A 15,133-nucleotide genomic window follows, 5' to 3' on the forward strand; every position below is an offset into this window, starting at 1 on the left:
GAGAAGAGCCATGACCATGCTGTTTCCCATCCTCGTCTTCCTCGCCGTGTCGCTGGCCATCGTCGGCTTGGCGGCCTGGTTGTCTCCAACGCGCACGGAGCAGCGCCTGCAGGCGGTGGCGCCGTCGGCCGGCAAGTCGGCATGGACCGAAACCGCCGTCCGGCTGGTCGGTCCCTTCGCTCAGTTGTCATCGCCCACCAGCGACGCCGACCTGTCGCCGTTGCGCGTGCGGTTCCTGAACGCCGGCATTCGCTACCCGGACGCCTATCTCGTCTACTTCGGCATGAAGACGCTGCTGCCGCTGGGCTTTGCCGCGCTCGCCTTTCTGGGAATGCGGGCGGCGGGTTCGGCGGACGACACGGTGATGATGCTGTGGCTCGCGGTGGCGGCGCTGACCGGCTGCTACCTGCCCAACCTGGTGCTGCGCCTGCTCATCCGCGCGCGCCGCCGCGAGATATTCGAGAACTTTCCCGATGCCGCCGACCTGATGCTCGTGTGCGTCGAGGCCGGGCTAGGCCTGGACGCCGGCCTGACCAAGGTCACGGAGGAAATCCAGGTCAAGAGCGCGGCCCTCGCACAGGAACTGCACTGGACCAACCTCGAAATGCGCGCCGGCAGCACGCGCGAGAAGTCGCTGCGCAACCTGGCGCTGCGCACAGGCGTGGAGGAGATTGGCACCTTCGCGACCATGCTGGCCCAGTCGGACCGCTTCGGCACCAGCATCGGTGAGTCGCTGCGCGTGTTCTCCGAGGACCTGCGCCACAAGCGGCAGGTGCGCGCGGAAGAACTGGCGGCCAAGGTGCCGACCAAGATGCTGGTCCCGCTGGTGCTGTGCATTTTCCCCTGCATCTCGATGGTCATCCTCACGCCAGCGGTTATCCGCATCATCCGGATGATCGGGCCGATGTTGAGCGGGTCTTGAGCGCCGGGGGGCAACCCGGCGCGGCGGTGGCTCAGTGCGCGACAGCCGCCGCATCGAGCTGATGCTTCACCGCGTGGATGTACAGCTCGAGGCGGTTCGTCACGCCGAGCTTCTGGTAGATCGAGGTGAGATGGTTGCGCAGCGTGTGCTCGGTGACGAAGAGCTTTGCGGCCAGCGCCTTGTTCGAGGCGCCACTGCCCGCCACGACGATGCGGATGATCTCGCGCTCCTTCTGCGTCAGGCTGGCCAGCTTGGCGGCTTCGGGGTCGGCCTTCGGCGGCTTCTTCGCTGAGGTCAGCTGGGAGAAGACGCGGCCCATGGTCTGCGGATCGACGCAAAGCTCACCGTTGTGGACGCGTTCGATGGTCTCGAGAACCTGCTGTGCCGAAGCGTCCTTGCGCATGACGCCGCGCGCGCCGTGCAGCACGGCAAGGTCGAGCATGCGCTGTTCGCGCTCTGCAGTGAGCACGAAGACGCGCGACACCTCGTTCGACAGTAGGCTGGGCAGGATGTCGATGGCGCAATGGCCGTCCAGGTCCAGGTCGAGCACAACGACGTCGGGCGCGAGGCTTGCTGCCGTCGCCACGGCGTCTTCGCAGCTGCTGGCGGTGCCGACCACCTTCATGCGAGGTTGCTCCCCCTCGATCAGCCTGGACAGGCCCCACAGCATCGTCTGGTGGTCGTCAACGAGCAGAACGCCGATGGAATGGGCAGCAGGTTGCATGACGGACTCCTGGTCTTGTCTTTTTTCAAATGGGAATTTCCACCACCACCGCGGTGCCGCCGCTGACGCACTGGCGGACCTGCGCCCGCCCGCCGAGGGCGGTGGCGCGTTCGGTGATGGAACGGGGGCGGAATTTGGTGAAACCCTCTTCGCAGGCTTCGTTCTCGATGCGCAGGTGCAGCCGCCCGTTCTTGCAGCCGAGGCGGATGCTGCCGTGGTGCGCGTGGGTGTGCTTGCAAATGTTGTTCAGCCCTTCGCCGACCATTTGCAGGACTTCCGCGGTCATGCGGTCGTCCAGCAGGACCTGGCCGTCGACGGCGACGGCGATGTCTATGCCGTAGAGCCCCTTGATGCGCTCGGCCTGGCGATGCAGGTGGGGCAGCACGAGCCCGCAGGGGCTGTTCGCGCCGTGCTTGACCGCGCCGGCATAGCGGCGCAGATCGGCGATTACGCCGTCGGCCACGCTTGCGAGCTTGTCGAGATCCTCGCGCAGCGGGTTGTCGGTGGTGGCCTTCTTGAGCAGTGCGCACAGGCCCATCCGCAGGCCGATGTAGGGCTGTACGGCCGTGTCGTGCAGGTCCAGCGCGATCTTCAGGCGCTCCGCGGAGGCGGCTTCGGAGGCCATCCGGTCGAGCACTTCGATGGTCTCGATGACCGGGAAGATCTGCTCCATGAGGTGTGCCAGGAACAGGGCGTCGGACTTGTTGAACAGCCCGTCGCTGGACGACACGAAGACCCGGCCCTCGCCCAGCCGCATCGGCAGCGGAGCGCTGATGAAGCCACGGGCCTCCAGCATGGCGGCCACGGCGGCGCAGCGCTGCGCGCCTTCCTCGTCCTCGATGCGCCAGCCGCTCGCGCCGGCTTCGAGGGCATGGCTTTGTGGCCACAGGCGGCTCAGGGGCCAGGGCATGCGGTTGCTGACCACGGTGAGGTCCGGTGCCAGCGCCATGAGCGGCGACTCGGCGATGCGGCCGATCGTCTCGACGCTGACGTGTTCGCAGGCGTCGTTCTTGCGCAGCGTGCGCAGGATCCAGTCGCCGGTGGAGGTGTCGCGCGTCAGGAGGATGCAGTGGCTCGCCCGGAAGAAGGCCAGCGTCTTTTCCATCGTGCGGGCGATGGTGCGGCCCGCGCCGAACCGCGGGTTGGACAACTGGCTGACATCGCCCAGGAGTGCCAGGCGCCGCTGCAGGGCCAGCTTGGAGCCGCCCCAGTGCACGATCATGTGCCCCAGGGCCAGAAGGAACGTCGCGCGCATCAGCAGCTGCGGCGTTTCGTCGCCAGTGCTGGTGGCCAGGCCGCAGGCAGCAAAGGAGGCGACCGATGCAACTGTTACACGGGCGCCTTCCTCGAAGCCCCAGCGGAACGAGGAGGTCAGGATCGCGAAGAAGTAGAACAGGAAGAAAAGGCTCTGGACGCCGTCGGTCACGGAGACGATCAGCGTGAACCACAGCACGTCGGACCAATGGATGGCCTTGCCCTGGAAATACGGGCGGCCAATGCGGGTGCACACGTAAACCAGCAGGCTATGCAGGATGTAACCGGAAAAGGCCAGCCAGACCGCACCCGAAACCTGCTGCCGGTGGTCACCCGCGTCGACGGCGACGGCGAGCAGCGCCGCAAAAGACAGCACGAGGCGCATGCGGGCCACCATGAGAGCATCCGCAGCGACGCTCGCGTCGACGTCGGGGGCAGTGGTGCGTGTGAGCATGGAAAAAGGGGGCAAGCGATGTGTGTGAAGGTTTCACATTACTACTTTCGTAGTCGAAGACAATGCAAATTGATACCTTTAGTCACATCGTGACATTTGTTACGCATGGTTTCAATTGTGGATCTTGAGGGTTTTTCAGACCACTGCCGAGGGAGCCGCCCCCACCGATCAGCAAAAAGCGCGCTGATTGCAGGTACCTCTCCCGTGCGAAACAGCGAAGCCGCTATCGAGCGCGCGGATTCAGGTCCGCCGCGCGACCAGCGCTGTCTGCCCCAGGGGAGTCACCCGCAGGATGACCGCCTGCCTGAACTTCTGCTGGGTCTGCCTGGCGCGGCAGGGCGGGGGAAGCGTGGCTTCCACCATGCCCGCCGCATTCAGTACGGCCACCGAGTTGATTTCGGCCGGATCGTCGGTGCGCAGCGGGAAGACCGAGTTTCCGATCTTGCGCAGGTAGTCGAGCGGCATGAGGGGCCACTTCGGACCGTCGGCCGCTGCAGCCCCGCTTGAGCGAAGGCCGGCGATCTCCGCGTGCCCTTCGTCCGTGATGGTGAACACCACGGCACTCTCGTACTTCTGGTAGCCGAGGTCATCCAGATGGAATTCGGCTTCGACAAGTCCGGTCGCAAGCAGGACCGCGGCGTGCCTGATGTCCGGCTCGGCTGTGAGCGTCACCGGAAATCTCTCGTGAAGAAGCCGAAGGAGGAGGGTGAGCGGCATACATGCTCCTGTCCGCACTGGATGTGCGCTTCGAGACATGGGGATGGGGTGCGAGCGGGTTTCCCCGTCTGAGCACCTGGACTGCGCCGCCTCCCGCAAACCCCCTCAGGACGCGTGACGAAACCACGGGCGGAAAGCCGTGGCTGCATGGATGCCGTTCGTCACGACGGAGATAGGGCATTGGCGCCTTAAATGTGATTTTTTCACTTTAGGCGTTTTGTTGTACAGCAACCGACCGGCCTTGTCGATAGGCAGGACGGCCTGGGCATGAATCGAGAGCGCCCATCGTCGCGGGCGCTCGGCGTGTCAAGGCGTGAACGTCACCCGCTGCGCGATCAGCACACCGTTGACCACCCGGTCTCCCACGACGGTCACGCGCTGGCCGTTGGCCAGGTTCGCAGCGATTCCGTTCTCGAAGACAGTGCCGGGGCCGCTGGCATCCACGGGCTGGCCGCGGACCCTGAAATCTGCAGGCGAGTTGTACGTGCCGATGGCGCCGATCAGCGTGAAAGAGGCCGGGCCGCCGGTGCCCGGAATGTTGCGGATGCGCAGTTTCTTCACCACGAGCACGCCGCCGGACATGAAGCCATCGACCTCGACCTTCACGCCATTGCCGAGCGAGCCCACGGGCCCGCCCGTGACCAGGGCGTTGGTCGCGTCGACCGGCGTGCCCAGTACCTTGAACGAGCCGCGCGAGGCGAAGTTGGTGATGACGCCCGCCAATTGGACAGCGACGCCATTGCTCACCGGAATGGCATACCAGCCCTCTACCTTCGTGGCTACGAGCAGGTTCGCGAACGGCGCGGCGGTGCCCCGGACGCGCACGATGGTCCCGTTGGCGAGCGACGATGCGTCCAGGCCCGTGAACGCAGCCGCGCCGAAATCGATCGTCAGCTGCCCGAGCTTGAAGGTCTTGCGCGCGCTATCGAGGTTCTCCACGGTGCCCGTGACCAGAGGAGCGCTCAGGGTTGGAGCGACCTGAATCCTGGTGGCTCGCAGGGTGCCCGGCGCACCGGGCAGGCCCCACACCTGCACGATGTTGCCCGAGACGACGTCGGTCAGCCCGCTCGCGTCGGCCCAGACGGTGGCCGAGTCGATGCTCACGGTGGTGCCCATCACGACGAAGCTGCCGCCCGCGACGTCGATGCCCGAGACCGCACCCCGCAGTTCGGCGGCCGACAGCACCTGGGTGGCGACGCCGGCGGTGAAGTCGGCGTCGACCTTGCCAGCTACGCGCGCGCTCATGCCGATCTGCAGTTCGGTGGCGTCCTCGATGGTGATGGCGGCGCTGTCGGTGTCGTAGCGCAGCCCGTTGAGGATGATGCTGCCCAGGCCGTCCGCCGCGCCGATGCCAGCGGCGTCGGCAGTCACGCCGGTGCCGCCCGAACCCACGCCGGAGCCGTCGGTGCTGCCGTTGCCGGCGGTGCTTGTGTCGCCGCCGGTGCCGCTGCCCGTTCCGGATGCGTCGCCGGTGGCACCGGTGCCCGTTCCGGCCGTGGCGTCTGCGCCCGCCGTCGCCGTGCCGGCCGCACTACCGCTGCCAACGCCCGCCACCGAGCCGCCGCTGGCACCGTCTCCGCCCCCGCCGCAGGACAGCAGCAGGGCCACGAGGCCGGCGTACAAAAGACCGAGCATGAGCCGGCGAGGTGTCTTGATGGTGCTCATGGCGTGGGCTCGCTTTCAGGGGGACGGGACGGCGCAGGCGCGCTCTCGTCTTCGTAGTAGGTGTAGATGCCGACGCGGATGCGCGCCTTGGCACCGGCGGGGGCGCTGTCGACCGCCCGCGTCATTTCCTGCGCCAGTTCGTGGTGCAGGGTCGCCCAGCGCTCCCGCACGAGGCGCTGGATCTGCTCGCATTCCTGCAGCGTCAGCCCGCGCGCGTACACCGCGCGCTCGAGCATCCTGGGCTCCTCGCCCAGTGTGTTGGACACGGCTGCCAGCAGATGGTCGCGGCCGTTGTCACCGAGGAAGGCGAGCATGGACTGGAGGTTTTGCACGGGCACGAAGCCGTCGGTCGTGAGTTCGACCACGCCTTCGTCCTCGGTCACCATGTTCAGGCGCACCAGTTCGTCGAGGATGGTGCGATGGTGCACGTTGCCGCGGCTGCTCATGCGCGCCACGGCCTCGAAGGAGGGGGCGGCATTGCCGGTGGTGATGGGCAGGCGCCGGAAGGAGTCGTCCTGGGTCAGCATCTGCAGCCACAACGTGAAAGTCTTGGCCGCTGCCGACAGCTCGGTGTGGGGCAGGGGATCGACGGTGGCCCGGACCTTGGCGGTCACCGCCTTGCGGTTCAGGCCGGTGGTCACCGAAAGCTGGCTCAGGTTGGGCTTGGGCACGCCCTGGCTGCGCCAGGTTCGCTGTGCTTCCTCGATCAGCAGGTCGCGCAGCAGTTCCTCGAGGTGGGGATGCTTGACCCCCATGGCGAGGGCCAGCCGGACCACCGGACGAAGAATGCGAGCGCAGGCGGCAAGGGCCCAGTCCAGCCGGTGTTCCATGGAGGCGAGCGTTTATTCCTGAGGGTGCGGTTCGAAAAGGGGCAGCGGCGCTGGCCGCCGACCACGGGTATCACGCTATTGTCCTGCGCAACAGCACCCGTGTGAAAGCTTTGGACCACTTTTAGCCGCTTCCGCCGCAAGTGCCGTCGGCCAAACGTTTGACACTGGTCCGGCCCGTGGCGCTGATGTTGACCTGGCGGGCCTGGCTGGCGCTGGGCGAGGCCCGGCAGATCGTGATGCTTGCAGGGCTTGCGCCGACGCCGGTGGCCTGGAAGGTAAGGGCACTCGTCCCCCCGGAGTCGCGCAGCTGGTAGCCGCCGGCGGCGGCGGGTTGCTGCAGCAACACCTTCGTGCCGCTCAGCACGATCCAGCCGGTTTCCCATTGGCCGGAAGTGCTGCAGCTGGCGCCGTCGGCCGAAACGCACAAGGTGACGGCGGCATTGCGCTTGATGGCCTCGCTGCGCGCAAGCTGGCCGCTGGCGACCAGGGCCGTGGCGTAGGAATTCAGCCGTGTCGACAGGCGCACGCTGTCGAACGAAGGCACGGCGATGGCGATCAGCACCACCATCACGGCCAGCGTGACCATCAGCTCGACCAGCGTGAAGCCGCGCTGCCGGGGTGCCCGGCAACCCGTGCCGGGGCGGTTGCTCCTGCTCTTGGAAATCACGGGCGCGCCTATTTCTGGATGAACCAGTAGACCCGGCCCTTGGGCTGCTTGAACGCCGCCTTCGGGGTGGCGCCCTTGGGGCTCAGGAAAGAGTCGGGCCGGGCGCCGATCACCACGTCGCGGATGCTGCCGTCGTCCAGCTGGATCCGGCCCACCACCGGCGAGGGCGCCAGGCCGCCGCCCACCACGTTCTGGAAGCGGCCGGTGCTGCTATCGGGGGGCGCGGCATTGGCATACGACACGTTGTAGACATTCGCCGTGCCGAGGTCGGCCTTGCAGGACTGTGTGTTCGGCGTGGTGGGTATGTGGGTGTTGAAGGTGGTGATGCCGTAGGCCGTCACCGAGGCGGTCACTACCTTTTCGCCGGGGGCCAGGGCCAGGTACCAGCCCTTCTTGCTGGCGAGGTCGGTGGCCGTGGGAGTCGCCGTGGTGGCGATGGCCTGCAGGGAGGCGTGGCACAGCACGGAGGTACTGCTGCAATTTGTCGATTCGGAACTCAGCCATGCGGTGTCGGACGGCTTGTCCACCAGCATGTAGAAGCGGTTGGCCACGCTGAGCGCGGCGCTGTAGTAGCGCAGCGGCTTCTCGCGGTCGCCTGAGCCCAGCAGGACCACGTAGACGCCGTTGTCCTCGACGACGTCGGGGCCGAACATGAATTTGCGGTTGGGCGTGCAGGTGGTCACGGTGTCGCAGCCGAGCGAGGCGATCTTCGTCATGCTCCAGCTGCCGGGCGTCGCGTCACCGATGGTGATCCGGTAGACGTTGCCGCCCAGGTCGGCCGCGTAGGCGATGCGCGCCAGTCCGAGGCTGTCGTTGATGATAGTGACTTCACCCACCACGGCGCGGTCGGTGACGAAGCTGTTGAGCTGCGTTCCGGTGCCGGCGTCGAGCACGTAGACCCGGTTGCCCTTGGCGCCTGCGCCGCAGGCCTGGGCGGCCGTGGCGGCGTCGACGTCCTCGCACTTGTCGTAGCCGCCGCCGAACACCAGCATCGGGCTGTTGCCGCCGCCGTAGCCGGTCGACTTGACGATCTTGGGCGCCGACCATGTCTGGCCGATGCCGGACATGCCGGTGTCGCAGCCGGTGTCGTCGTCCTGGTTCGGGCAGCCCTTGCGCCACTTGAGGCTGGGCGCCGCAGGATTGGACACGTCGAATGCATAGATCAACCGGCCGCCGCGGCGCATGCTTGCGAACAGCCAGGCGGTGGAGCTCTGCCGGTAGGCCGCTACCGCACCGTCCATGCCGTAGGGCTTGGGCGCCACCGAGCCCGTGCTCACCGGCAGGCCGGGGAAGTTGATGCGGGTGCTGTTGTCGTACAGCCGCTTGAGGCTGCCGTAGAACTCGGGGGGCACGAAGGACCACAGTTCGTCGCCCGCTGGCGCCGAGCCGATGGCCGCGCTGCGGTTGCCATTGATGGCGCGCAGCACGCCGTCGTTGCCGCCGTAGAACACCACCACCTGCGGCTGTGCGTCGGTACCGTAGTTGATGGCCACCGGTCGCGAGTGCACCACGTCGCCGTGCACCGAGGGGCGCATGGCGGTGGAGGTAAGGGGGTTGCCGCTGGCGTCGGTGCGCTCGTCGCCCTTGTTGTCGGCGCCCCGGACCCAGTTGATCAGGTTGGTGCGATCGGTGGTGCTCGCCACGCCCAGGGCCGCCTGGGTGATGGAGCTGTTGCCGTCGTCGAAGCTGGTGAGCGCCGAGCAGGCGCCGGGGGCGCAGGTCTTCACGTTGCGGTTGGCCACCGCAAGGCGGCGCAGCATGTAGCCCTGGGCACCTTTCTCGACCACGTTGCCGTCGGGGCTATCGGCCGCCTCCTTGCCGAGGCAGTCGCCGGAGGGACGGAAGCTCCAGTAGGCATCGGTGTTGCTCGGCAGCGGCGTCCAGTAGCTGCGGGCGCAAGGGGCGACGAAGCCGGTCTGGTTGTTCACCGCGTTGGCGCTGGCGGCGTCCTGCAGGACGAGCTGGTTGCTGCTGTCGAGGCCGAGCTTGTATTGCTTGAGGTTGCCATTCCAGCGCGGCAGTGCGTCCTGGTCGGGGCGGAACATGCCGACGAACACCTGGTTTAGGTAGGTGCCCTGCGTGTTCACGCTCACGGGAAGGCTCACCGAAGAGAACACGCTGTTGACCGACTGGATCTTGCTGAAGATGTCGTCGATTGCCGCGCCTAGCGAAGCGCCCAGGTCGGGATCGGACGAGATGTCGTAGTACTCGCCCTTGCTCTGGGTGGCCATGCTCTTGAGCAGCGCGCTCCAGCCGGGGCCCTGGCCACCGGAGGCCTTGGCCGCCTCGACGGTATACAGCTTGACGCCCATGCTGGTCTGCAGGAACCGCGCCCACTCGTCGGCCGTGTTGTCTTGCGAGCCGCTGGGGCTCAGCACGATGGGGGTGGTGCTGCCGCCCGCGGCGCGCAGTGCGTCGGTGGAAGTCTGGCTGTCGCTGTTGTTGTCCTGCGCGGCGCCGTTGCTGATGTAGATGACGTACGTGCCCACGCAGTTTTCGGTGCTGGGGCCCACGTAGGTGGTGCTGCTCATCGCGGCCAGCGCGTTGCGCGGCAGCGCGTACACGGCCTTCGATGCGTCGGTGCCGTAGACATTGCCGCTGTAGTCGGCCTTCCGCTTGTTGTTGCCGGCGATCGGGGTGCCGCTGGCCAGGTAGCGGTAGACCTCGGCCATGGTCTTGCCGGCCTTGCCGCCGTTGGACTTGTCGTCGAGCTTGTCGAGGCTGCGGATGAGCGCGCCATACTTGACCTTGGTGCCGTCGTCCAGCGTGCGCACCGCGGCGCGCACGTAGCCGCCGTCGGAGTTGGAGTTGCCACCGCCCGTTTCGGTGAACATCATCAGGCCGACCTTGAACTTGTTGGACGGCAGGCTTTCGAAAGCCTTCGCGAGCGCGGTGATCTCGGCCGTGAACGGCTGGTTCCAGTTGGCCGTGTTGTCCAGCACGAACAGCACATTGGGCGCCTGGGCGGCCGCCTGGTTGTAGCCCACGAAGAGGTCGATGTCCTCGGCATGCGCCGCACTCAGGGGCAAGGCCAGCAGGGCGGCTGCGCACAGCGGCGCGAAGAATTTCTTTGTCATGGTGTCGGCCCGTTGCACAGCGCCTCGAACTGCGCCTTGTTGAGTAGCGCGCGCACGCCTTGGCGCACGGCGGTGGTAGTGCCGCTGGCGGCATCGGTCACGGTGGTGCTGATGTCCCAGACCGAGTTGTACTGGTCGGGCAGGGTGGACAGGCCCGAGCCGCTGCTGGAAGCCCCGCCCGTGATGCCGCTCGGCCCGGTCACCGTGCCCCCGCCGCTGTCGACCGCCTTGGTTGCGCGCACGCACACCGGCGGGGCGACCACGACCGTGTAGTCGGGGGTGCCGTCGTTGTTGATGTCGACCAGGCTCTCGGTGCGCTGGGGCGGCGTCAGCGAGGGCGTGCCGTCGGAGCCCGGCGCCAGCAGGCTGGTGGCGACTTCCTCGATGGCGCGGTTGGCTGCGGCAACGGCTTCGTTGCGGGTCTGCAGGTTGCCGACCGATTTGAGGTTGGCGCTGCTGAGGTTGAACGCTGCGGTGACCGTGAGGGTGATCAGCAGCAGCATGATCATTCCTATGAGCAGCGCCGCGCCCTGCTGGCGGCGCGTGGCCGGTGTATGGGTCATGGCGTCTCCCTTCGACCGGTCACGTTGGTCAGGCGCACGGTGGTGGAGAACGCGTGGCGCTTGTAGTGGTCGTTGAACGGGCCCAGCGTGGCGGAGCCCAGGTTGTAGGTGCGCGTGTCGGTGTGGCCCGGCGAAACCTCGGTGCTGCGCGCGAGCACATGGAGCTTGACCGCCACCACGTTCACCAGTTGGTCGGCAGTGCAGGGCGCGGCGACGCTGCAGTGCACGAAACTGCCATCGGGGCTGCCGTCGCCGCGGTTGGAAGGGGTCATCCGGTCGGCGGCGTCGGCCCAGTTGATCGCTGCGGCGTAGTTCACGGCGCCGCTGGTCTTGCCGATCGTGTCCAAGCCGAACTCCACCCTGAACCCCTCGACTCCCTCTATCAGAGGGACCGGCGGCTGCTGCGCCAGGACGCCGCTTGCCAGGTCGAAACGCGAGCGCGCCAGCGTCGGTACGCCGTCGCCCACCGTCTCGGCGTAGTCGCGCACATAGTAGATGTCGGCAACGAACTTGCGCTTGGGCGAAGGCGTCGTGCAGTCCTTCATGAACATGTTGCCGAAGCCGCTGGTGGACAGGTCGAATGACGAGGGCTTCTGCGTGCCGCACAGCGAGGACTGGAAATACAGGTTGCCGGCGATGTCCGCCTCGCAGTTGGGCGTGCCGGGCAGGCAGGTCTCGGCGTGCCGCACGACCAGGACGTCGGTGTTGGCCTTCTTGTTCTTGAGCAGGTCGGTGCAGGTGGCGGGCACGGTCTCGTAGCTCTGCACCCCGAGGTCGAGCAGCTTGCGCTTGTAGTCGTCGGTCCAGTTGGCGACGGAATAGGCCAGGCAAGGGTCGGGAGGTGTACCGGTGGGCACGTTCTCCGGCACGCCATTGACCGTGAGATCGTCGAACTGGGGCATGTAGTTTTCCCAGAACCCGGCGTGGGAGAGCTCGTTCTCCAGGACGAAGATGCTGAGCCGCCCGCTTTCGATCTGGCGGTTTACGCGTTCCATTTCGCGCTGGGTGCCGCTCACGTTGAGGAACAGCGCGAGCAGGGCTGCCATCACGATGAGCATGATGGTGATCGACACCATCAGTTCGATCAGCGTCAGCCCGCGCTGCCGATGGCGCGACGCGGTGGCCGTCATGAAAGGGCTCCGATGCGTACGAGCGTGGTGACCGTCCTGCGGCACAGGTCGTTCACGCAGCGCGTGCCGGTGGCGTCGTACAGGTCCTTGCCGCAGCCCACGCCGGCGGATGGGGCGGAGATTGGCACCAGGCCCTGCCATGCGACGGTGACGAGGTATTCGTTGTTGCCCATGTCCTGCACGCAGCCGCGCCCGCCGATCACCGTGCCGAGCTTGCTGCTCCCCGAGGTTTCGGCCGCGCCCTGCAGCGCGTTGCACCATTCGGCGGTGTCTACCTGCTGGCGCGTGCCGGTGGCAGCGGGGCACGTGCTGCCGCTGCCCAGCGGGGTGCTGGTGACGTAGCTCGAGGCCATCCGGCGATTGATCGCGATGCGGTTGGCCATGTCGTTCAGCATGACCAGCGCCTGCGAGCGCTGGTACGACTCCATCTCCGACGCCTGCAGCCGCGCCTGCAGTCCCACGAGGCCGAACAGCCCGAAAGCCACCACGACGATGGCGACGATCACTTCCAGCAAGCTCACGCCACGCTGGTTGCGCGCCTGACGGGTGCCGCGGGCGCCTCTCACCATTTCGCAAGCGGCGTCTTCACGCCTTCGCTGTTGAGAGTGAGCGCGCCGTCGCCCGACTGGCTGCCGAGCGGTGTCAGCGTCAGCGTGTAGCCGGGGACACCGGTCGTAGACAGAGTGATGTCGTAGCTGTAGTTGCTGCTGACCTCGGCCGGCAGTGCGTATCCGCTGGCTGTCAGCGCAGCCTTGTCGGCATAGTTGCGGTTCGCCAGGAGGAACTGCTGCTGCCGGTTGGCGATGTCCATCATCTGCGCCTGCGCCGCCGATCGCTTCGAGCGGATGACGTACTGCTGGTAGCTGGGCAGCGCGATGGCCGCCAGGATGGCCACGATCGCCACCGTGATCATCAACTCGATCAGGGTGAAGCCGCCGGTTTTGCGCGCGTGCGAAGGCTCGTTCATCGTGATGCGTTTAGAAATGTTTCACATTGTTATAAATGTGAATTTATCACATCAAACGCATGTGTGAACCTTTTTCCCAGCGCGATTCGCGGCACGGGCGCAACAGGTGCGCCAAAGGGTGTCAGAGGACGTTGCAACTTGCTTCTCCTTGCCACGGATTGATATTGGCCCGTAGAGGCGGCAAAGTCCAGTTCGATAGCGATGGGCACGCCGTAGGACCAGGACTACTGGCGTGAGCGCAGGCCAACCGTCGTCCGGAGCACTTCGCGCGCAATTGGGGTACCCAGCGTGAGGGGCCGCCTAGCACGGCGTGCGCGAGGGCCTTGCGCGTTGCCCGCTCGTGGCCGCAGGCCGCCACGAGGGGGAGGGAAGAGGGTGGTCCGTCAGTCGGCCACGGCGCCCGATTTCTTCACCAGCGCGGCCCAGCGCGGAATTTCCCTGGCCATGTGATCACGCAGTTCTTCCGGCGTACTTCCCACGATCTCCATCGCCAACTGGTCCGAGAGCCGGGCCTGCACGTCGGGCTGCTTGAGCGCCTTGACGATCTCGGCATTCAGGCGCTGGACGATCGGCTTGGGTGTGCCCTTGGGCGCGTACACGGCCTGCCACGACGACATCTCGAAGCCTGGAATGCCCGATTCGATCATGGTCGGCAACTCGGGCGCCAGGGCGATGCGCTTGCCCGTGGTCACCGCCAGCAGCTTGAGCTTGCCGCTCTTCACCAGCGGCAGTGCGGCCGTTACCTGGTCGAACATGAAGGGCACCAGTCCAGCGGCCACGTCGGTCATGGCCGGCGGCGTGCCCTTGTACGGCACGTGGGTGAGCTTCACGCCGATGAGGTCGCCGAACATCTCGCCGGCCAGGTGGGTGGAGGTCCCGGCGCCGGAAGAGGCAAAGGTGCGCTTGCTCTCGTCTTTCTTCAGCAGCGCCACCAGTTCGGCCACCGAGTTCACGCCGAGTTGGCTGTTGACGATCAGCACGTTGGGCAGGCGCGCGACCAGCGAGACGGGCTCGAAGTCCTTCATTGGGTCGTAGGGCAGGTTCTTGTACAGGCTCGCGTTGATGGCGTGCGTGCTGATGGTGCCGCCAAGCAGCGTGTAGCCATCGGGCTTGGCCTTGGCGACGTAGGCCGCTCCGATGCCGCCGGCCTGGCCGGGCTTGTTGTCGACCACCACCGACTGCTTGAGGCTGTCGCCCAGCTTCTGGGCCAGCGTGCGCGCCACGATGTCGGTGGATCCGCCGGCGGTGAAGGGCACGACGTAGACGATCGGCTTGGCGGCCGGCCAATCGGAGGCCTGGGCCCAGGTGGCCACGGGGACGAGCGCAGCCAGGAACAGCGCCGCGGCGCCACGGATGAATCTCATGGATTTGTCTCCTCGGGAATTGGGGGAAAGAGAAAGGGCTTCAGCGGCCACGGGCGCTGCGCCAGGACGCGAAGTCGGCGCGGCTTTGTTCCTCGGTGGGCGGATACAGGCCGAGGATGGAGCGGCCTTCGAGCACCTTTTCCTGCACGAAGTCCTCGAAGGAGGTCATCTCGGTCGCCTCGGCGGCGATCTCGTCGGCCATGTGGGCCGGGATGACGATCACGCCTTCCGCGTCGCCCACGATCACGTCGCCAGGGAACACCGGCGCGTCGCCGCAGCCGATGGGCACGTTGATGTCGATGGCCTGGTGCAGCGTGAGGTTGGTCGGCGCGCTCGGGCGGTGGTGATAGGCCGGGAAGCCCAGCTTGGCGATGTCGGGGCTGTCGCGGAAGCCGCCGTCGGTCACCACCCCGGCCACGCCGCGCTTCATCAGCCGCGTGACCAGGATGCCGCCGGCCGATGCGGCCCGCGCATCTTTTCGGCTGTCGATCACCAGCACGGCGCCTTCGGGGCATTGCTCCACTGCCTTGCGCTGCGGATGGTCGCGATCGAGGAAGACGCTGATCGGATTCAGGTCTTCGCGCGCCGGCATGTAGCGCAGCGTGAAGGCTTCGCCCACCATGTTCGGCAGGCCGGCGTCGAGCGGTCGCACCTCCTGGATGAACTGGTTGCGCAGGCCGCGCTTGAACAGGGCGGTGCACAGGGTGGCGGTGCTCACCTTCATGAGCAGGTCGCGAGTGGCGGGATTCACGTGTTGTCTCCGTTGTCGAAAGAATGAGAAAAAGGGGAGGAGGGCGGG

14 protein-coding genes are annotated in these 15,133 nt (G+C 66.7%); 1 reads left to right on the forward strand and 13 read right to left on the reverse strand.

Features of this window, described 5'->3' with window-relative positions:
• Positions 1–10: 10 nt before the first annotated feature.
• Positions 11–922 (forward strand): type II secretion system F family protein, encoded by a 912-nt coding sequence (locus ASD05_RS21735; RefSeq protein WP_056597000.1) that lies wholly within the window; start codon positions 11–13, stop codon positions 920–922.
• 31 nt (positions 923–953) lie between these two features.
• Here the strand turns inward: ASD05_RS21735 and ASD05_RS21740 are convergent, their stop codons facing one another.
• The 13 genes from ASD05_RS21740 to ASD05_RS21800 form a co-directional block, all read right to left on the reverse strand.
• The gene (locus tag ASD05_RS21740; RefSeq protein ID WP_056597001.1) at positions 954–1,646 is read right to left on the reverse strand and encodes a response regulator; all 693 of its coding nucleotides are present in this window, start codon (positions 1,644–1,646) and stop codon (positions 954–956) included.
• Positions 1,647–1,671: 25 nt separating this feature from the next.
• A complete protein-coding gene (locus ASD05_RS21745; protein ID WP_056597004.1) occupies positions 1,672–3,354 on the reverse strand; it encodes a sensor histidine kinase in 1,683 nt (560 codons plus the stop codon).
• Between the two features lie 240 nt (positions 3,355–3,594).
• Complete coding sequence (locus tag ASD05_RS21750) at positions 3,595–4,071, reverse strand: hypothetical protein (protein WP_056597006.1); 477 nt, start codon at positions 4,069–4,071, stop codon at positions 3,595–3,597.
• A gap of 306 nt (positions 4,072–4,377) precedes the next feature.
• Positions 4,378–5,736: a DUF5666 domain-containing protein gene (locus ASD05_RS21755; protein ID WP_056597011.1), complete on the reverse strand. Its 1,359-nt coding sequence runs from the start codon at positions 5,734–5,736 to the stop codon at positions 4,378–4,380.
• Entirely contained in the window at positions 5,733–6,566 is an 834-nt protein-coding gene (locus ASD05_RS21760) for a DUF6502 family protein (RefSeq protein ID WP_056597016.1), read from the reverse strand. Before ASD05_RS21760 ends, ASD05_RS21755 begins: the two co-directional genes overlap by 4 nt.
• Before the next feature lie 121 nt (positions 6,567–6,687).
• On the reverse strand, positions 6,688–7,233 hold the full coding sequence (locus ASD05_RS21765) for a GspH/FimT family pseudopilin (RefSeq protein ID WP_082572229.1): 546 nt from the start codon (positions 7,231–7,233) through the stop codon (positions 6,688–6,690).
• Positions 7,234–7,241: 8 nt separating this feature from the next.
• Positions 7,242–10,310 carry a pilus assembly protein gene (locus ASD05_RS21770; protein WP_056597018.1) on the reverse strand — a complete coding sequence of 1,023 codons (3,069 nt, stop codon included), beginning with the start codon at positions 10,308–10,310 and terminating at the stop codon, positions 7,242–7,244.
• Positions 10,307–10,873 carry a hypothetical protein gene (locus ASD05_RS21775; RefSeq protein WP_056597020.1) on the reverse strand — a complete coding sequence of 189 codons (567 nt, stop codon included), beginning with the start codon at positions 10,871–10,873 and terminating at the stop codon, positions 10,307–10,309. The genes ASD05_RS21770 and ASD05_RS21775 overlap by 4 nt, the downstream gene beginning before the upstream one ends.
• Positions 10,870–12,003 carry a PilW family protein gene (locus tag ASD05_RS21780; protein WP_056597022.1) on the reverse strand — a complete coding sequence of 378 codons (1,134 nt, stop codon included), beginning with the start codon at positions 12,001–12,003 and terminating at the stop codon, positions 10,870–10,872. The genes ASD05_RS21775 and ASD05_RS21780 overlap by 4 nt, the downstream gene beginning before the upstream one ends.
• Positions 12,000–12,572 (reverse strand): prepilin-type N-terminal cleavage/methylation domain-containing protein, encoded by a 573-nt coding sequence (locus tag ASD05_RS21785; RefSeq protein ID WP_056597025.1) that lies wholly within the window; start codon positions 12,570–12,572, stop codon positions 12,000–12,002. The genes ASD05_RS21780 and ASD05_RS21785 overlap by 4 nt, the downstream gene beginning before the upstream one ends.
• Positions 12,566–12,970 carry a type IV pilin protein gene (locus ASD05_RS21790; RefSeq protein ID WP_056597027.1) on the reverse strand — a complete coding sequence of 135 codons (405 nt, stop codon included), beginning with the start codon at positions 12,968–12,970 and terminating at the stop codon, positions 12,566–12,568. The genes ASD05_RS21785 and ASD05_RS21790 overlap by 7 nt, the downstream gene beginning before the upstream one ends.
• Before the next feature lie 383 nt (positions 12,971–13,353).
• The gene (locus tag ASD05_RS21795) at positions 13,354–14,334 is read right to left on the reverse strand and encodes a Bug family tripartite tricarboxylate transporter substrate binding protein (protein ID WP_056597029.1); all 981 of its coding nucleotides are present in this window, start codon (positions 14,332–14,334) and stop codon (positions 13,354–13,356) included.
• Positions 14,335–14,374: 40 nt separating this feature from the next.
• On the reverse strand, positions 14,375–15,085 hold the full coding sequence (locus ASD05_RS21800; protein ID WP_056597032.1) for a ribonuclease activity regulator RraA: 711 nt from the start codon (positions 15,083–15,085) through the stop codon (positions 14,375–14,377).
• Between the last annotated feature and the right edge of the window lie 48 nt (positions 15,086–15,133).

Origin of the sequence: Variovorax sp. Root434 (assembly GCF_001426595.1) — a bacterium.
Lineage (GTDB): Bacteria > Pseudomonadota > Gammaproteobacteria > Burkholderiales > Burkholderiaceae_C > Variovorax.